The organism is Ochrobactrum sp. AN78 (assembly GCF_029909885.1).
Taxonomy (GTDB): Bacteria; Pseudomonadota; Alphaproteobacteria; order Rhizobiales; family Rhizobiaceae; genus Brucella; species Brucella quorumnocens.
The window spans coordinates 482,111-500,654 of record NZ_JASAMU010000001.1 but is presented as its reverse complement, the minus strand read 5'-3'; the positions used below and the strand labels follow the sequence as shown (position 1 = coordinate 500,654).

Genomic DNA, 18,544 nt, shown 5'->3' with positions numbered 1-18,544 from the left:
AAATGCGCGTTGCGTCAGAGGCCACAGGGCGATGCTTGCTGCGCCTGACGCAAATCATCAGCCGTGACGCCAAGAACATCGGCAATACGCTTGATCATTGCAGTTTCAGATTGATCAATATGATTATCGGCGCAGGCAATTCTCATCAAATCGCGCAGCAAGGAAGCACGGCGCTCAGGTGCCATTTCAGCCAACATACTGGCCGCCTGCTTTGTCGTGGTTTCATATCCGAAATCCTTCAGGTACTCAGTCACTTCCGGCAATTCCTCTGCCGAAATCCCGAAACTCTCTGAAGCAATCGCTTTGAAAGCTGAGATTTCAGCTGGATGACGGTCGCCATCTGCGAACACCACATGAAGCAGGAGAAGCAATTCCGAAGCGAGAGCCGGATCTTCGGCCACACGCTGCACAGCGCTTTTTTTGCTGAGAAACGCAGAGATGCGTTCGAAAATGCTTTCACTCATGGACTACCGTCTCCCGTATTGCATCAGAGCGTCACGCGCATGTTGGGCGCACAAAGGCAGCTCTAACAGTTTAAATTGTGCAGTAGCAACTTTTTCTAATGATGCCCGAACCAGTAAACAACGCAAGCGTCACGATGCAACAGCCAAGGATTTTCGGAAACGCCTGGAGCACATCCGGAAAAGTGGGAACCGGTTTTCGGACCGAGATGTGCGTAAAACAAATAGATAGAGCATTTCTAATATCAAAGTTCATTGAGTAAGACTCATCGGACTTTGGTTAAGCCCGTGTGGCGATTGAACATTTTCAAGGCGTGATGCGTCAGCATCTTGAGCCGCCTTGGTATAATGAATAAACTTACCGCGGCTCCAGTTAAGACTGAATCGTTGGAACCGCTATAACTGTTTGTTTTTACGCATTATTCAACGCAAAATCGCTTCGCACTTTTTGTTGGAAATCCTTTAATCCAGAAATGCTCTATGTCGCACTCCGGCTGGCGCAACAGGATTGTCTGTTCTATGTTGCGCCATCTCATCCCGGAATCCCCCCATGCTTGAATTCTTCGACACCTTAACGCTCCTTCTGACAATGGCCGCTTTTATTGCGGGCATCATCGATTCTATCGCAGGCGGTGGCGGGATGATTACGATCCCGGCTTTACTGTTAGCTGGCATTCCACCTGTTGAAGCACTCGGGACAAACAAGCTGCAAGGTCTGTTTGGATCGTCGTCCGCAACAATCGCTTATGCCCGTAAGGGGCACGTGAATATCAGGGAGCTATGGCCGGAAGCTCTCGCATCGCTCATTGGCTCAATCTTTGGCGCATTGCTGGCGACGGTGCTGCCGGTCGATATCATGCGTGCTGCATTGCCAATGCTCTTGATTGCCATCGCAATCTATTTTGCCGTGAAACCAAGCTTAGGCGACGTCGACCGCGCGCGTCGCATCGGTCCATTTCTGTTTGGCGTTACAATTGTCCCGCTGATCGGCTTTTATGATGGCTTGTTCGGCCCCGGCACGGGCTCGTTTTTCATGCTGGCATTTGTGGCGCTGGCGGGCTTTGGCGTCCTGAAAGCCACCGCCCACACAAAGCTACTTAACTGCGCATCCAATGTCGGCGGCTTCGCCACATTTGCACTTGTGGGCGTCATCAACTGGAAAATCGGCATCTGCATGGGCATTGCGCAGTTCATAGGCGCGCAGATTGGCGCAAGCCTTGCCATGAAGATCGGCTCCCGCATCATCAAGCCATTGCTGATTGTCGTCAGTTTAGCACTCGCGGTTCGTCTGCTGATGGACGGAACCAATCCTCTACGCCAATGGCTTGGCCTTTAAACCCGCAACGCTACGAGAACGACGCCACAGCCGATTAGCACAATGCCAAACCAGTTGATGGCCGTCATGCGCTCGCCAAGAAAGGCAGCACCAAACAGCGCAACAAGCACCACCGAAAGTTTATCGACGGGTGCAACGCGCGCTGCATCACCAATCTGTAAGGCGCGGAAATAGGCAAGCCATGACGCGCCGGTGGCTAAGCCCGACAACACAAGAAACAGCCATGACCTTGCGGAAATATCACCGGGCTTTTGCCACTGTCCGGTGATGGTCAGGAACAGGCACAATGCACCGATAATGACCAGCGTACGGACCAGTGTGGCAAAATCTGAATTGATGCCCTGAATACCGATTTTCGCGAAAATCGCGGTCAATGCCGCGAAGACTGCCGACATCAATGCCCAGAATTGCCAGCTCGCTACCATAATCAGAACTCGATACCTTTTTGTGCTCTCACGCCCGAACGAAACGGATGTTTGATCATTTCCATTTCGGTGACAAGGTCTGCCGCTTCGATAAGTTCATCCTTGGCATTGCGGCCAGTGATAATGACATGTTTCATTTCCGGCTTGGCGTTCAGCACATCGATCACTTCCTCAACGGGCAGATAATCATAACGCAGCACGATGTTGAGTTCGTCGCACAACACCATGTCATAGCTTTCATCCATGATCATCGCCTTGGCCTGCTCCCATGCACCGCGCGCCATTTCAATGTCGCGGACACGGTCCTGTGTTTCCCACGTGAAGCCTTCGCCAAGCGCAGAAATCGTCACCTGCTCGGGAAACTTCTCCAGCACCCAACGTTCGCCGGTATCCCATGAACCTTTGACGAACTGAACAATACCTATCTTCATACCATGGCCAAGCGCGCGGAAAACCATGCCAAAACCAGCCGTCGACTTGCCCTTGCCCTTGCCGGTATTGATAATCACAAGCCCTTTTTCTTCAGTCTTGGTGGCCTGTATCTTGTCGCGTGCAACCTTCTTCTTGCGCATTTTATCTGCGTGGCGGGCATTGAGCTCCTCTTCCGTCATCGAAAGAAGTTTTGCAGATTTCTCAGCCATTTAGCACCCTTTCTGGAATCAGTTTCATAAGATTTCCCAACTCAAACCGCGCCGAGTTAGAACGCGGCGCCCAGAAACCACGCTCAATCGCTTCATTGAGTTTTGCGGCTGTCTCGGCAAGCGCCGCAGGATTTTTATCCAGCATAAAATCCTGCACGGCCTTATCAACGATATAGGCTTGATAGACCACCTCGAAATGATGATTGCCGACTTTGCCGGTCGTGGCCGCAAAGGCAAAGAGATAATCAACAGTGGCAGCAATTTCAGCCGCGCCTTTATACCCATGACGCATCACGCCAGCGATCCATTTGGGGTTTGCAGCACGTCCACGCACCACACGCGAAAGCTCTTCTTCCAGTGTGCGGATTACCGGTTTTTCGGGTCGAGAATGGTCATTGTGATAAACCTCCGGCATTGAGCCAGTCAGCTTCTCGACAGTTGCGGCCATTCCGCCTTCAAACTGATAATAATCGTCACTATCGAGCAGATCATGCTCGCGATTATCCTGATTTTGCACCACGGCCTGCACGGAACGAAGGCGCTCTTCAAGAAGCCCCCGCTCGGCCTGCCCGTCTTCGCCAGCGCCATAGGCATAACCGCCCCACACCAGCCAGGCTTCGGCAAGATCGTTGCGGCCAGCCCAGCCTTTTTCATCGATCAATGCCTGCAAGCCCGCACCATAAGCCCCCGGCTTTGAGCCAAATACGCGATAGCCTGCGCGACGGTCTGCCGTCTTTTCATCCGCACCACTTGCAATCAGGCGCTCGCGCTCGGCCATTATCCGTGCAGCAATGGGGTTGTCTTCTGCGTCTTCATCCAGCGCACCGACAGCGCGTACAGCCTTATCAAACAGCGCGATCTGCTCTGGAAACGCATCGCGGAAAAAACCGGAAATGCGCAAAGTCACATCCACACGCGGACGACCAAGCTTCGCCAAAGGCACGATTTCGTAGCCTGTGACACGGCGAGAGGCCATATCCCAAACCGGCTTCACGCCGATGAGCGCCAAGGCCTGCGCAATATCATCGCCGCCCGTGCGCATATTGGACGTGCCCCACGCGGTCAAGCCAAACGAAGTCGGCCATTCGCCGTGATCCTGCGTGTAACGCGTGATCAGCAGTTCTGCAGATTTACGTCCCAACTCCCACGCGGCCGGGGTTGGCACGGCGCGACTATCGGTTGAGAAGAAATTCCGCCCTGTCGGCAACACATCAGGCCGTCCACGCGTCGGCGCACCAGATGGCCCCGGCGGAACAAACCGCCCGGAGATCGCAGACAGAAATCCGTCAATTTCCGAAGGACCGCACGCCACCACCTTGGACCGCAAATGCGTATTGATAGAGTGCAGAACGGCCAGCGTCTCAATCCAATCAGTCGGGCACTCAACTTCGCCAGCAACAAATTGCGCTGCCAGCAGTTCAATGCGTTCGACCGTATCGCCAGCTATACGCCAACTGGCAGGACTTGCCGCGACCAGCAATTCTGGCTTTGGCCCCAACCAGGCGTCAGACATCACACAATCGAGTGGATCAAAACCCTCACCAAGCCCGGCATCACGGGCTATTGCTCTTTGCAGGCTCTGATCGCCGGACAACCCGCCAAGCGAGAGCGGTATGCCGCGCGGCACACGTGCCAGAGCGACCAGAAGATCGGTAAGCAATCGCCCTTCTGGCGCCAGTCCGAAAATATGCAGGCCATCGCGGATCTGCATTTCCTTGAGGTCGCAGAGATAGGCGTCAAGCTTTTGCAGCGCCATGTCTTCATCGTCATGGGCATGAATACCCGCATCACGATCAAGGCCAATATCACGCACCAGATCGAGTATCTGGCCTTTCAGCCGCAAGAGGCGACGCGGATCTACACCCGACGCCTCGTAATATTCATCGACCAGCGCTTCGAGGTCTTTAAGAGGCCCATAGCTTTCCGCACGTGTCAAAGGCGGCGTCAGATGATCGATGATCACAGCACTTGCACGGCGCTTGGCCTGTGTGCCTTCGCCCGGATCATTGACGATAAATGGATAGACATGCGGCATAGGGCCGAATACCGCTTCGGGATAGCAGTTTTCGGAGAGCGCCAAAGCCTTTCCGGGCAGCCATTCCAGATTGCCATGCTTGCCCATATGGACAATGGCATCGATCGCCGCCACTTCACGCAAATAGGCATAAAAAGCAATATAGCCATGCGGGGGCACTAGATCGGGCGAATGATAGGTTTCCTTCGGATCGATATTATACCCGCGTGCTGGCTGAATGCCGACATGCGTTTCACCAAAGCGCATAAGCGGCAAAGCGAAGGCATCAAGCTCATTCGCGAAATAAGGATCGTTCTCCGGCTCTCCCCAACGCGCGGTCACTTCATCTTGAATCGCATTGGGAAGTGTTTCGAAGAAACGCTTGTATTGATTAAGCGAAATGGTTTCGCGGATTTCACGCCCGTCACGTGCGGCGTTGGTTGGGCCAGCCATTAAAGCCCGCATCAAGGCATCGCTATCGGCTGGAATATCACCGACCACATAGCCCTCGCCTTTCATGGCACGCAACACTTCAACCGTTCCCGCAGGCGTATCAAGACCTACGCCATTGCCGAGCCGTCCATCGCGATTGGGATAATTGGCAAGGATCAGCGCAACACGACGCTCATGCGATTTCTTGCGTTTCAACCGCACCCAACGCGCGGCAAGCTCTGCCACGAAAGCAACGCGGCCTTCATCCGGCTCATGGGTGACGATATTGGCTTCGACCGATGCATCGAATTGCTTCGCAGATTTGAACGAGACGGCGCGAGACAACACACGTCCGTCAACTTCTGGAAGTGCGACATTCATCGCGAGATCACGTGCAAGCAGACCCTGCTGCGATGTCTCCCAGACAGCCTTTGGCGTACCGGAAAAAATCACCTGCAAAACCATATTGCCGCGCTTATCAAGCACAGTCGGCTTACGCTCTGCCCCCGGCGAAGAAATCGCAAAGCCGGTGGCATTGAGCACAATATCCGGAGTGCAATCTTCAAACACCCCATCCACAACGGCAGCAGACAGCCGGTCCTTGAGGCTTGAAACGAAAATCGGCAGCGGATTGAGCCCTTGCGCCTTCAAGCCCTCAACCAAAGCCTCTACCGGCTGCGCCTGACCGCTTTGCACCAGAGCACGATAAAAGATAATTACAGCAACTGGCGCGTCTGCATCCGGCCAATGACGTTTGATGCTATCAAGCGACGACACCGTATCATCCGGCCACCACAGTCCCGCTTTCAGTAGCGGTGCTGCTTCTTCCGGTTTTTCGGAATCTGAAATCAGGGCAGTGCAATAGCTCAGAAACGCGATCGTATTCGCCGTTCCGCCTTCAATCAAATAATGCCAAAGCGCCTCGCGTTCTGCGCTAGACACATTGGAAAACCTGTCCAAACCATAATCGGGCTTGTCATCTCCCGGCAGCACAACAATTTTTGCCCCATGCGCAAGCGCGGACGCATGCAATGCCTCAAGCCCATAAGGCCAGTAAGTCTCGCCGCCTATGATGCGCACCACGATCAGCTTTGCATGGCGCGCCGTGCGCTCCACATAGCTATCAACCGACATCGGATGCGTGAGACTCAAGAAATTGGCGAGTCTCAGACTTGGCCGTATGCTTGGCCCGCCCTGCACAAGCTTATTAGCTTGGGCAAGACTGGCCAATTCGGTGTCGGCAGCGGAAAGGAACAGTATGTCACCCGGCGTCTGGCCAAGATCGATGGCCTCGTTGCCGTCGTTAATCGTACCTTTCTGGGCAAGTAAAAGATGCATGGATTAAGCGGCGTCTTTCACCGCTTCGGCAATTGCCACTTCATCAATGTCATGTAGACCGATGACGACGAGGCGCGTTTTGCGCTCCTCGCCAGCACCCCATGGGCGATCGAAATAATGTTCGATACGCGGACCAACTGCCTGCACAACCAAACGCATCGGCTTGCCCGGTACATCGACAAAGCCCTTAAGACGCAGAACATCGTGATCGGCGATGACAGTCTTTAGCTTTTCTGCAAAAGCCTTTGGATCGGCAACCGATCCGGCCTCAACAATAAAGCTCTCGAACTCATCGTGATCATGCTCATGACCATCAGCATGATGGATTTCATGATGCGATTTGCGATTGGCAATATCGTCTTCCGTGCCCACACCAAGACCGAGCAGTACATCGGCACCGAGCTTGCCGAAACTTGCAGGCACCATGTTGACGCGGCGCGATGAACGCTCTGCCACATCGGCTTTCACCTGATCAAGCTTGGCCGCATCGATAAGATCAGACTTATTTAGAACGATGAGGTCAGCCGCATGAATCTGGTCCTCAAAAAGTTCCTCTAAAGGGCTTTCATGATCAAGAGATTCGTCCGCCGCACGCTGCGCATCGACCTTGTCGTGATCGTCAGCAAAACGACCTTCGGCAACGGCTGCAGCATCAATCACAGTCACCACACCATCGACTGTGACCTGTGTCTTGATTTCCGGCCAGTTGAAGGCTGCGACCAACGGCTGCGGCAGGGCAAGACCCGAAGTTTCAATGACGATATGATCAGGACGATCTGCACGATCCAAAAGCTTGGTCATTGTTGGGATAAAATCGTCTGCCACGGTGCAGCAGATGCAGCCATTGTTCAGCTCAATGATATCTTCCTCGCGGCAAGTCTCGATGCCGCAACCTTTCAAAATACCGCCATCAACGCCCAGATCACCAAACTCATTGATAATGAGCGCAATCCGCTTGCCATTGGCATTTTCCAACAGGTTGCGGATCATCGTTGTCTTGCCAGAACCTAAGAATCCCGTGATCACGGTTGCCGGTATCTTCTGACCATGCATCGAATTATCCCTTCATTTTGAGCGGCAATCCTGCCGCCAGAAAATAAACTTCATCTGCCGCTGTAGCCACCGCCTGATGCAAAAAACCGACATGGTCGCGAAATTCCCGCGCCATACGATTTTCCGGCACAATGCCCAGCCCTACCTCATTGGAGACGAAGGCAACCGGGCCGGAAAGCTTTGGTAGTGTGGCAACGAGAACATCAGTTGCATTCGCGATGTCCTGCTCTGCCATCATCAGGTTGGTGATCCAGAGCGTCAGGCAATCAACCAGCACGAAGCGGTCATTACCTGTATGTTTTTCAAGAGCGCCCACAAGATCAAGCGGCTCTTCTTGCGTTTGCCATTGCGGACCACGCCGGTCGCGATGCGTTACGATACGGCTTTCCATTTCAGAATCGAACGCACGTCCTGTCGCCAGATAAACAGGCTGAAGCCCGGACGACTCAACCATTGTCTCCGCAAACGACGATTTTCCTGAGCGGGCTCCGCCAAGAACGAATGTGATTTTTGCATTTTCATTTCCGGGCGAAGCCATGTTTATCAGCCTTCGACTTCCGATTTTGCGTAAGTCTGAATGAACCAGCCAAGTGCCAGACCGATTACCGCCCACATGAAGAGATTGGTCGCAAGAGACGCGACAGCATATTGCGAGGCAAGCAGCGATGGAATTGGCGAGGAAATATCTTCAGGATGCGGCGCGCCGTAAAGATGCGGCGCAACGATCAGAACCAGACCAAGGATCTTGGAAATGACCTCGCCGCGAAGAACCAGCAAATAAATGCCGACACCGCTCAGAACGACTGTTGAAAGCCACCAGAGCTGACGTTGCGCCAAATCTGCAGCAGGCATAGCCGGCAATTCCGGCGAAAGCCCAAGAGCTGGCAGAAATGCGATCGCAAAGAAACCGGCCATCCCCCAGAAAATGCCGTTTTGCGGCGTGATACGTCGGCCAAGCAGCAATGCAACACCGCCAAGCAACAGCGCAAAGCCTGCGCCCGCGACAAGATTGGCAAGAACCGTGTTGCCGAGACGGCCAAATGGCAGTTCGGCTCCAGCTTCTTCGCCTTCGCTGGCTGCAGGCGCAGCAGCAGCATGATCATGTGGCGCGGCAGCTTCCACATCACCATGGCTATGACCGCCACCGGCGTCTTCATAGGTTTCCGCCTGAATGATCAGCGGCACAGTCTTTAGATACATCGCAGGCGTGACCAAAAGCCCAGCCAAAAGGCCCGCAGCAAGCGTAGCCAACAAATAACGGATCAACATTTCATACCCTCAACAGCAATTTCGCTCAGATGGCCGTCCACCATCGAGCGTTTCAATGCACCAAATCGTAAAAGCTTGATCGAGCAGCTTAGTGGCAGGGAAAGCCGTAGGAATGACGCGTGTCATGCGCCGAATCATGCAGCGTATCTGAATGCGCAAGACCGACGCCGTAGATCAGGAACGCGCCGAGCATAAGCGACACCACCGCCGTACCAAGACGAGCAGCAAGGGGTAGAGGGAGGGTAGTTGAAAGTGAATTTTCTTTACGCGCAGCCATGACAACCTCCGTGCAGGCAGCAGGGAAAACCTCCCATGGGGTACGGACACAATGTCCTTCACGCAGCAGGCAGGTCTCCTGGCTCACGGGTCGTAAGGAGTGAAGCACCTTCCCAGAAACCAGTCGATGGTTTCCAGTGGTTGCCGGTTGCCCGGCCTGTCTCATCCCTCTCCGTTCTACAGTCGCGGGGTCGGCTGCGATAAAGACGCCCGATATGGGTCCGTCCGTCGCATTCCCTTTTGGTATTGCCGAGATTCGTCCCGGCAAAAACCTATTGCGTAAAAGGACACTAGGCTTTCGCTATGACGGCGTCAATCGAGTGCGAACAGCACATCGATATCGAGACACCGCTCCAATCCGTCGGCCAGCTCATCAAGTGCTGCTTCTATGCTCGCGCGATAGTTTATGCCCGAACTACTGACGCCGAGAGAAGCCAGAAACTGGTGTCTGTATGCATCGGCACCGAACACACCATGCAGATAAGTGCCCATGATCCGGCCATTCGCTGATACCGCTCCGTCATCATGGTCATCTATCCGGGCAAACGGTCGAATAATATCTGCGCTCCCCGTGCTGCTTATGCTGCGGCCTATATGGATTTCGTAACCTTCAAGGGCTGTATCAAAAAGCATCGAGCGAGCCGCGACATTGCGCACTACTTTTTCCGGCTCCATGACTGTCTCAACATCGAGCAATCCAAGCCCTTCAATCTCGCGAACCTGCCCTTCGATACCGTCAGGATCACTGATGCGGCTTCCAAGCATCTGAAACCCGCCACAAATGCCAAGAACATACCCCCCGCGTCGCACATGAGCACGAAGATCACGCTCCCAGCCGTTTTCTCGGAAGGCAATCAAATCGGCTATCGTGGACTTTGTTCCCGGCAGAACGACAAGGCCTGCGTCATTGGGCAAAGGCTGACCAGGCGGAACCATGACAACTTCAACCTGTGCTTCCGCCTTAAGTGGGTCCAGATCATCGAAGTTGGCGATACGCGGCAGCATTGGCACTGCTACTTTCAGCGCCTTGGCATCACCGCGCGTTGCCCGTTCCAGCACGACCGAATCTTCTGCTGGCAAACGCGACACTGCTTTGAGCCACGGGACAACGCCGAAAGAACGCCAACCGGTAAAGTCTGTGATCGCAGTCAAGCCATCATCGAACAGCGAAATATCACCGCGAAACTTATTGATGAGAAACCCACGCACCATCACACGGTCTTCTTCTGACAAAATTGTGTGCGTGCCGACCAGTGAGGCAATCACCCCGCCCCGGTCAATGTCACCCACCAGCACTACCGGCACATTGGCTTGCGTCGCAAAGCCCATATTGGCGATGTCACCAGCGCGCAAATTGATCTCGGCAGGCGAACCGGCCCCTTCGATCAGCACAAGATCAGCACCGTCGCTGACCTTTGCGAAAGATTCCATCACCGCCGCCATTAGTTGCGGCTTCAACTGTTGATAATAGCGGCCGCGTGCCTCGCCCCGCACCTGCCCCTGAACAATCACCTGACTGCCCATATCGGTCTGCGGTTTCAAAAGAACCGGGTTCATGTGAAAAGATGATGGTACACCGCAGGCCAATGCCTGCAGCCACTGTGCGCGGCCAATTTCGCCGCCATCGTCACTGACGGCTGCATTATTGGACATATTCTGTGGCTTAAATGGCCGGACTTTCAGTCCGCGATTGCGAGCAACCCGGCAAAGACCTGCAACAAGCACGCTTTTGCCGACATCCGAACCCGTTCCCTGAAACATGATCGCGCGTGTCATGCCCCGTGCCTATCCCAAGTTTCTACGACTGGCAATCGCTGCTCCTTTCCGCAAGTTTATATGCAAAAATGCGCATCCGATTATTACAAAAGTGAGCAACATTATTCCAATAGGGCGTTGGCAGTCTGACAAGGTTGTGGTCTAGTCGCCATAGGAAGCGCGGTGCTCATAGGGAGGAAACCATGGATACGGCGGACCAGAATCAATTCGAACTCAACGAAGACCAACTCGCTATTCAGGAGATGGCGCGTGGTTTTGCTGCCGATTTTGTAGCGCCTCATGCGCTGCAATGGGATCGTGACAAACACTTTCCCATAGACGTCATTAAAGAAACCGGCCCTCTGGGGATGGGCGGCATTTATGTGCGCGACGATGTCGGCGGCTCAGCGCTCAAGCGCTCGGATGCAGTCCTTATTTTTGAGGCTTTGGCCGAAGCTTGTCCTGCTTTTTCAGCGTTTATTTCCATACACAATATGGCTGCATGGATGATCGACACATTTGGCGATGAAAACCAGCGCCAGATGTTCCTGCCCAAACTTACATCTATGGAAACGCTCGCAAGCTACTGTCTTACCGAGCCTGGTTCCGGTTCCGACGCAGCAGCCCTTCGCACGCGTGCCGAGCGCGACGGCGACCACTATGTCATCAACGGAACCAAGCAGTTCATTTCGGGCGCAGGCGCGACTGACCTTTACGTGACTATGGTGCGTACCGGGGAGGACGGCCCGAAAGGAATTTCCACTCTCGTTGTGCCGAAAGATGCACCCGGCCTGTCTTTTGGAGCAAACGAGCACAAAATGGGCTGGAATATGCAGCCCACCCGAACAGTCATCTACGATAATTGCCGCATTCCGGTCACCAATCTTTTGGGCGATGAAGGTACCGGCTTCAAGATTGCGATGGCCGGACTTGATGGCGGAAGGCTGAACATCGCCGCTTGCTCGCTGGGCGGCGCGCAATCAGCTCTTAACAAGGCACTTGAGTATTCAGGCCAGCGCAAAGCATTCGGCCAGACGATTGATCGTTTTCAGGCATTGCAATTTCGGCTTGCCGACATGGAAACAGAGCTGTCTGCGGCACGCCAGCTCCTTTACACCGCCGCGAGCAAACTCGACCGCAAAACCCACGATGCAGGCAAATGGTCCGCTATGGCTAAGCGTTTTGTGACAGACACAGGCTTTGATGTCACCAATGATGCGCTGCAGCTTTTGGGCGGCTACGGCTATCTGCACGATTACGGCATCGAAAAGCTTGTCCGCGATCTGCGCGTTCACCAGATCCTGGAAGGCACCAACGAGATCATGCGCGTTATCATCGCGCGCCAGATGATCGGACGCTGATACATATAATTTAGAGCGGTTCCGGTTGGGACTAAATCGTCGGAACCGCTCTAACTTTTTGTTTTTACGCATTATCCAATGCAAAACCGCTTCGCACTTTTGGCTCAAATGCTTCTAAGGAGGAAATCATGGCCACTATCGCTTTCATCGGCCTCGGCAATATGGGCGGTCCAATGGCCGCAAATCTGGTGAAAGCCGGGCATCAAGTTGTTGGCTTCGATTTATTGCCAGCGCATCTGGAAGAAGCGAAAGCGAACGGCCTTTCAATCGCCGCCAGCGCAGCTGAAGCCGTCGCTGATGTCGACGCGGTCATCACCATGCTGCCTGCGGGTAAACATGTTCTTTCCGTTTATGAAGACATCGCGCCTAAAGCCCGAAAAGATTCAGTTTTCATCGATTGTTCGACAATTGATGTTGATTCGGCGCGCAAGGCCCATGAGATCGCAGCCAAACACGGGCACCTTTCCGTTGATGCACCCGTATCGGGCGGAACAGGCGGAGCTGCAGCAGGCACCCTCACCTTCATGGCAGGCGGCAGAGAAGGTGCATTTGATAAAGCAGAGCCAATTCTCAAACCTATGGCTGGCAAAATCGTGCATTGCGGTGGCGATGGTGCGGGACAGGCAGCCAAGATCTGCAACAACATGATCCTCGGCATTTCCATGATTGGTGTCAGCGAGGCGTTTGTTCTGGCGGAAAAACTAGGCCTTTCCCATCAGGCGTTATTCGACGTGGCCTCAACTTCGTCAGGTCAGTGCTGGTCGCTGACAACCTACTGCCCGGTACCCGGCCCAGTGCCAACCTCGCCAGCCAATCGTGATTACAAACCCGGCTTCGCCGCAGCGTTAATGTTGAAAGACCTGAAGCTTTCACAGGAAGCCGCAAAAAGCTCTGGTGCAGCCACCCCCTTGGGTGCACACGCGGAAGAACTGTACAGCCGCTTTGACAAAGACGGTCATGGCGGAGAAGATTTTTCCAGTATCATCAACTTTCTACGCGCAACCAAAACTGGAGACTGATGCAGTTTTTCTCCGGAAAAGCGAAAAAACTCGCTTTGTTTAGATTTGCTTAAGTATCTGATAACCGTCCGGTAACGATGTTGGGCTAAAAGGGAGCAAGAGACGGGTTAAACCTTCTCGATGCTCCGGATTTGGTACTGCGTACCGGAGCTTCAGTCTCTCCCGCCTGTGTATTGTTTGGCGGGAACGCCATGCGTTTTTGGCAAGACCGTGCACCTGACGAGGCAGCGCGGTTTTTGCCATTGTTATTAATCATAAATTATACGTGATTTTTGCATAAGAATTAGCTGCTTCGATTGAATTAAGGCCATAATCCTGTGAAAGCTAACCGCTGCTTGCTAGCCGAACAAAAACCTTATTCTTTCTGGGACCTATAGATTTTGAATACAACAAAACCAATAACGGCGCCTTCAGCCGGAAAAAATACCTTCGGTCTGCCGACGGCAGTACTATTTGTCCTTTGTTACTTCGCTTTTCAGGCGGTTTTGGTAACGTTTGTGTCAAATGGTGCAGGCCTTGATGATGCCGAGCAACTCGCCAATATTGGTTATCTTGATTGGGGATATGGCGGCTCGCAGCCTCCGCTCTATACATGGATAACAAATATCGCTGCCTCGGTGCTAGGCACCTCGATGCTGACACTGCAAATCGTCAAATTCGGCATGCTTGCAAGCTTGTTCCTCAGCGTGTTCGGCGCAATGCGTCTGCTGGGTTTCTCGCGCGTTGTTGCATCCGCATCAATGCTGGGACTGTTTCTTGTTCCGCAGATCGGCTGGGAATCACAGCGGGCACTAACGCATTCCATCGCAGGCACAGCAGGGTGTGGTTGGGCCTTTCTGGCTTTCGCATGGCACATGCGTTCCCGTCATGTGGGCTCGGCAGCCGTACTCGGAATTACCATGACGGCGGCCATTCTGGGCAAATTCAATGCATCGATTTTCGTTGTCATGCTGATTGCCACCGGTCTGTCTGTTCCCGAATATAGAAGAATTCTGCTTTCCAAGCTGTCGCTCGTCACAATCATTGCTTTCGGCATTTCCTTTGCGCCGACTGGTTTGTGGATGCTGGCGCATAAATCAAGCGTCATTGCACGATCTGCCAAGCTGCAAATCGGCGCTTCCGGTGATCTTTTCGCTGATCGTTTGCACGGCGTTGGCAGTTTCGTTGAAGCAGCATTTCTGTTTTCAATCGTAGCGCTCGCGATTGCTGGCATTATCGCACTTATACATTTCAAAGAACGTACATCGCCGCCAAAACCATTCACACCCGGCGAAACATTCATGCGTCACCTACTGGTGATCGGTATGTTGATCGTGCTTTTTGGCGTGGTTGCTGCAGGCGTCAACAACATTAAAGATCGCTGGCTGCAACCCGTGCTGTTCTTGTTGCCTGCAGCGACCGCCGCCTGGTTTTCGCATTATCGCACCGGCAGTAATGCCCTAAGAGATTTTGCGAGAGTCAGCGTTGTTGCGGCACTGATCGTGCCGCCCATTCTTGCCTACTATCTGACATATGGCTCAAGCACGCCGCCTTATGGACAACTGGAATATCAGCGGCTTTACGATGAAGTGAAGCATCAGGGTGAGTTTAAGACAATACTTACGGATAATGCCCAGATACCCGGGAACTTCCGCCTGTTCGATCCATCGCTTCAGGTCATCCATCCTGAAACGCCTTTTGGCGCAGCAAATGCGGCGAGACCTACGTTGGTGATGTGGTTTGGAGATGCAACGCCTAACGAGCGCATAGAAGCGCTTATCAATGAAGCGCAGATCAAGATCCCTGAAACAGGAATCACAACAACTAAGATCGCATACAAAACCCGTCCGGATATGAATATAACCGTGAGTTATTTCTTGCAGAATTAACGCGTTTCTAGGAAAAGTGCGTGGCAGTTTTGTTTGAGACAAATGCTCAAAAACAAATAGATAGAACGCTTCCAGAAATTCAACCTTAACTGGAGCCTATCAAGAAAATGGTCCGGGTAACGAACCCGGACCATTTTGCTTTATTCCACTGTTTCCTGCACAGCATGTGCTGTGCCTTTAACGTCGCGCCCAACGCCGCGCACGGTATTCGCGCAAGATGCGAGCGTGAAAGCACAAAGAACGATTGCAACGGGGACAATGCGGGATAGCTTCATAACAGTCTCTCCATTGAGATAAGCAATTCAACCATATATGCCTCCCAAACTACCTGACGTGAGTTGCCCGGTATTCTGGCGGTGAAGCCGTTAGTCGGCTGTCACATAAGAAACTAGCGCAGGTTTATTCGCTGGCAAGAGAATGAATGGGCAAAACCTCCCAAGATTTGTGTACCCGCTCACGTATTACGAAAAGTATCGAAACGACCGCTACGGCGATAGGCTTCGAATACATTGCGCAAATGTTCGGCAACCACTTGGATATGGTGTCGCGCATCAGGCTTGATAATCATCCCAAGCTGATAACGTCCAAGCTGCGGAAGATCATGTTCGGCGCCTAGCGCAACAATCCCCTCACCAAGCAAAGTTTTCCCGAAAGGCGCAATCGCAAGATCAGCCATGATCGCAGCCCGCTGGCCTGTTGAGTGAGAGCTCATATAAGCGATGCGGTAAGGACGGCCAGACTTCTCAAGAGCTTCCAGAGCATTTCCCCGCCAAGCACAGCCCTCTTCCCATATCGAAAGCGGTAACGGATCACGGCGATAGGCGGTGCCGCATTTGGCTCCAGCCCAAACCAGTTCCTCATCAAGCAATACTTCGATATCGCCTTTGCTTGGAACCGTATGCGAAAGATTGATCAGCGTCACATCCAGACGACGTTCGTCCAACCGCTTGCGCAAATTGCTGCTCTGATCAATCACCACATCGACAGTCACGCCCGGATGGGTTTCAGCAAAGCGCTTCAATACGAGCGGCAAGACGCATTCCCCGATGTCATCCGGCGAACCGAGCCGAACCACGCCTGTAACGGTCGGGGCCACAAATTTTGCCACTGCTTCGCGATTGAGAGCAAGCAAACGCCGTGCATAGCCAAGCAGCACTTCGCCGTCGCTGGTCAGTGTCACAGACCGAGCGTCGCGCTCAAAGACCGCGACACCGAGTTGTTCCTCAAGTTTCTTGATTTGCATCGAAACGGCTGAAGGCGTGCGAAACACCACATTTGCTGCCGCCGAAAAGCTGCCCGTATCTGCAATGGCTGCAAATGTACGCAGCACATCAATATCGAGCATAGGCAGTGGATGCTGAACCGGCGCTGTCATAATGGACTCCGCTTTTTGTTAGTTCAATTTTTCTGATGTTATACCTTTCTATATTTCGTTTGATTGAACGTCAAGACGGAAGCACACTCTCTAACAATTGAGATCACTCTGACTGCAACAACCGCTCGATCTCTATTTTTGATCAGGAGAACGAAAATGAGCATTCAATGTGAAGTGGTGCAGGAAAGAAATGCATCAAACCTGCCAGCATTTCTAAGTCGCTTGGAGCAGGCTCGTACGGCAATCGTGCAATTGTACGCCACATGGGCTTATCAACGCCGTATCACGCGCAGCCGTCGTGCGCTGGAAGCACTACCCGAACATATCCTGCATGATATCGGCTGGCCAAACGTTGATGACCGCCTCCCAGGCATACCAAAAAAGCCTTCCTGACAGGGGCGCGAAAAGGCAATTGAGGGCAGGATATGCCCTGCCCTCAATTTAGCGACATATAGGTGCCAATATACGGCAGGCATTTAGCCGCACTATGCAATCTGAAAGTTCTATGTCTCAATATATCTATCCTGTTTGCGTCATAGCCTACCCCCTATAAATCCGGGCTGGAGCGACAGGCTAACCGGTCAAAATGCGACCGGGTGACTGGGCCTGAACGAGGTTCCAATGTCATGACGGAGGCACAAAGCCTGGACTGCGTCGGGAACCGCAGTAAAGGCTTTCGAGAATGGGAACGATCAGGCTATGAATCAAGCTTCATCGATTAAGCGGTCTATTGTTTTTTTTCTGGTCCCTGACTTCTCGATGATCGCATTCGCGACAGCGATTGAACCGCTGCGTATTGCTAATCGAATGCTGGGCTATGAGGCCTATCGCTGGCGGCTCACCTCCACCGATGGCAAACCGGTTAAAGCATCCAATGACGTGGAGTGTGCGGTCAATGCGTCGCTGGAAGATGAGCGCCGCTTTTTGCAGCGCGAACAACGCCCATCTATGGTGTTTGTCTGCTCCGGCGTCTATGTCGAAGAGTTCCGCAACAAGTCAGTCTTCGCGTGGCTCCGAGAGGAATATAACCGCGGCGTTGCGGTCGGCGGTCTTTGTACCGGGGCGCACATTCTTGCGGCAGCCGGCCTTCTTTCCGGCAAACGCTGTGCCATTCACTGGGAAAACCTGCCCGGCTTTTCAGAAGCCTTTCCAAAGGCCGAGGTCTATGCCGATCTCTTCGAGGTCGACAGCAACATCTACACATGCGCAGGTGGAACGGCGGCGCTCGACATGATGCTGAAGCTTATCGGCGATGATTTCGATGATAATCTGGTCAATCGAATTTGCGAACAGGCTCTCACCGACCGTGTCCGTAATCCGCATGATCGTCAGCGTCTGCCGCTGCGTGCACGTCTCGGTATTCAGAATTCGAAGATACTCACCATCATCGAAATGATGGAGGCCAATCTTTCAGAACCGGAAGCGCTTATCGACGTGGCCCATAATATTGGCCTATCGCGTCGCCAGGTCGAACGTCTCTTCCGTCAGGAAATGGGCCGTTCCCCCGCGCGCTATTATTTGGAAATACGCCTCGACAGAGCGCGTCATCTGTTGCTGCAATCATCCATGCCAGTGGTCGAAGTGGCGGTCGCGTGTGGCTTCGTTTCCGCGTCGCATTTTTCCAAGTGCTATCGTGAACTTTATGGACGTTCGCCGCAGCAGGAGCGAGCAGATCGTAAAATGCTCGTCGCAGCTTAACCACCATTCTTGTCTCAGAAGCCGCATCTTTCATGACGCGGCTTTTCTTTTAAAATCATACAGATAATCCTACACCCTGATTCAAATCGTCAGCTTGACGTATGATTAGATCAGCGCATTCTAATCGATGTGTAACAACCAATAAGCTTCGGTCGCCTCACGCCGTTATTATGTCGTAGAATGACAATTGTCGGCCAATGCCAACCACTATGATTCCGTCAAA

The 18,544-nt window shown here is 53.1% G+C and carries 17 protein-coding genes and 1 riboswitch; of the genes, 6 read left to right on the top strand and 11 right to left on the bottom strand.

Annotation, left to right across the window (positions count from 1 at the left end; genetic code table 11):
- Nucleotides 1-14 precede the first annotated feature (14 nt).
- A complete protein-coding gene (locus tag QBD00_RS02345) occupies nt 15-464 on the bottom strand; it encodes a TerB family tellurite resistance protein (protein ID WP_318578561.1) in 450 nt (149 codons plus the stop codon).
- 547 nt (nt 465-1,011) lie between these two features.
- Between QBD00_RS02345 and QBD00_RS02340 the strand changes: the two genes are divergently transcribed.
- Nucleotides 1,012-1,797, top strand: a complete 786-nt coding sequence (locus QBD00_RS02340) for a TSUP family transporter (protein ID WP_095446871.1) — start codon at nt 1,012-1,014, stop codon at nt 1,795-1,797.
- Here QBD00_RS02340 and QBD00_RS02335 read toward each other — a convergent pair.
- The 8 genes from QBD00_RS02335 to QBD00_RS02300 all read right to left on the bottom strand — a co-directional run bounded on the left by QBD00_RS02335 (nt 1,794) and on the right by QBD00_RS02300 (nt 11,021).
- On the bottom strand, nt 1,794-2,222 hold the full coding sequence (locus QBD00_RS02335) for an EamA family transporter (RefSeq protein WP_095446872.1): 429 nt from the start codon (nt 2,220-2,222) through the stop codon (nt 1,794-1,796). The two genes, QBD00_RS02340 and QBD00_RS02335, sit on opposite strands and share 4 nt — an antisense overlap.
- Before the next feature lie 2 nt (nt 2,223-2,224).
- Nucleotides 2,225-2,863 carry a cob(I)yrinic acid a,c-diamide adenosyltransferase gene (gene cobO / locus QBD00_RS02330; RefSeq protein WP_095446873.1) on the bottom strand — a complete coding sequence of 213 codons (639 nt, stop codon included), beginning with the start codon at nt 2,861-2,863 and terminating at the stop codon, nt 2,225-2,227.
- Entirely contained in the window at nt 2,856-6,647 is a 3,792-nt protein-coding gene (gene cobN, locus QBD00_RS02325; protein ID WP_318578560.1) for a cobaltochelatase subunit CobN, read from the bottom strand. Before cobN ends, cobO begins: the two co-directional genes overlap by 8 nt.
- A gap of 3 nt (nt 6,648-6,650) precedes the next feature.
- Nucleotides 6,651-7,700, bottom strand: coding sequence for a cobalamin biosynthesis protein CobW (gene cobW, locus QBD00_RS02320; protein ID WP_095446875.1), 1,050 nt, complete (start codon nt 7,698-7,700; stop codon nt 6,651-6,653).
- A 4-nt stretch (nt 7,701-7,704) separates the two neighbouring features.
- Entirely contained in the window at nt 7,705-8,238 is a 534-nt protein-coding gene (gene cobU / locus QBD00_RS02315; RefSeq protein WP_318578559.1) for a bifunctional adenosylcobinamide kinase/adenosylcobinamide-phosphate guanylyltransferase, read from the bottom strand.
- A gap of 5 nt (nt 8,239-8,243) precedes the next feature.
- The gene (locus tag QBD00_RS02310; protein ID WP_095446877.1) at nt 8,244-8,969 is read right to left on the bottom strand and encodes a CbtA family protein; all 726 of its coding nucleotides are present in this window, start codon (nt 8,967-8,969) and stop codon (nt 8,244-8,246) included.
- Nucleotides 8,970-9,057: 88 nt separating this feature from the next.
- The gene (locus QBD00_RS02305) at nt 9,058-9,246 is read right to left on the bottom strand and encodes a CbtB domain-containing protein (RefSeq protein WP_095446878.1); all 189 of its coding nucleotides are present in this window, start codon (nt 9,244-9,246) and stop codon (nt 9,058-9,060) included.
- 50 nt (nt 9,247-9,296) lie between these two features.
- Nucleotides 9,297-9,536, bottom strand: a riboswitch (cobalamin riboswitch).
- Between the two features lie 21 nt (nt 9,537-9,557).
- On the bottom strand, nt 9,558-11,021 hold the full coding sequence (locus tag QBD00_RS02300) for a cobyric acid synthase (RefSeq protein WP_318578558.1): 1,464 nt from the start codon (nt 11,019-11,021) through the stop codon (nt 9,558-9,560).
- A gap of 182 nt (nt 11,022-11,203) precedes the next feature.
- Here QBD00_RS02300 and QBD00_RS02295 point away from each other — a divergent pair, with 182 nt between their 5' ends.
- The 3 genes from QBD00_RS02295 to QBD00_RS02285 all read left to right on the top strand — a co-directional run bounded on the left by QBD00_RS02295 (nt 11,204) and on the right by QBD00_RS02285 (nt 15,248).
- On the top strand, nt 11,204-12,361 hold the full coding sequence (locus tag QBD00_RS02295) for an isobutyryl-CoA dehydrogenase (RefSeq protein ID WP_318578557.1): 1,158 nt from the start codon (nt 11,204-11,206) through the stop codon (nt 12,359-12,361).
- A 128-nt stretch (nt 12,362-12,489) separates the two neighbouring features.
- The gene (gene mmsB / locus QBD00_RS02290) at nt 12,490-13,380 is read left to right on the top strand and encodes a 3-hydroxyisobutyrate dehydrogenase (RefSeq protein WP_095446881.1); all 891 of its coding nucleotides are present in this window, start codon (nt 12,490-12,492) and stop codon (nt 13,378-13,380) included.
- A gap of 497 nt (nt 13,381-13,877) precedes the next feature.
- Nucleotides 13,878-15,248: a glycosyltransferase family 39 protein gene (locus QBD00_RS02285; RefSeq protein ID WP_318578556.1), complete on the top strand. Its 1,371-nt coding sequence runs from the start codon at nt 13,878-13,880 to the stop codon at nt 15,246-15,248.
- A 140-nt stretch (nt 15,249-15,388) separates the two neighbouring features.
- On the opposite strand, the gene QBD00_RS02280 is transcribed toward QBD00_RS02285, so the two are convergent.
- Nucleotides 15,389-15,523, bottom strand: coding sequence for an entericidin A/B family lipoprotein (locus QBD00_RS02280; protein WP_007875604.1), 135 nt, complete (start codon nt 15,521-15,523; stop codon nt 15,389-15,391).
- Between the two features lie 179 nt (nt 15,524-15,702).
- Nucleotides 15,703-16,623 carry a LysR family transcriptional regulator gene (locus tag QBD00_RS02275; protein WP_318578555.1) on the bottom strand — a complete coding sequence of 307 codons (921 nt, stop codon included), beginning with the start codon at nt 16,621-16,623 and terminating at the stop codon, nt 15,703-15,705.
- A 156-nt stretch (nt 16,624-16,779) separates the two neighbouring features.
- On the opposite strand from QBD00_RS02275, the gene QBD00_RS02270 reads away from it, so the two are divergent.
- Both QBD00_RS02270 and QBD00_RS02265 read left to right on the top strand, forming a co-directional pair.
- Nucleotides 16,780-17,016 (top strand): DUF1127 domain-containing protein, encoded by a 237-nt coding sequence (locus QBD00_RS02270; protein WP_151093796.1) that lies wholly within the window; start codon nt 16,780-16,782, stop codon nt 17,014-17,016.
- 306 nt (nt 17,017-17,322) lie between these two features.
- Complete coding sequence (locus tag QBD00_RS02265) at nt 17,323-18,321, top strand: GlxA family transcriptional regulator (protein WP_264231139.1); 999 nt, start codon at nt 17,323-17,325, stop codon at nt 18,319-18,321.
- Nucleotides 18,322-18,544: the final 223 nt, after the last annotated feature.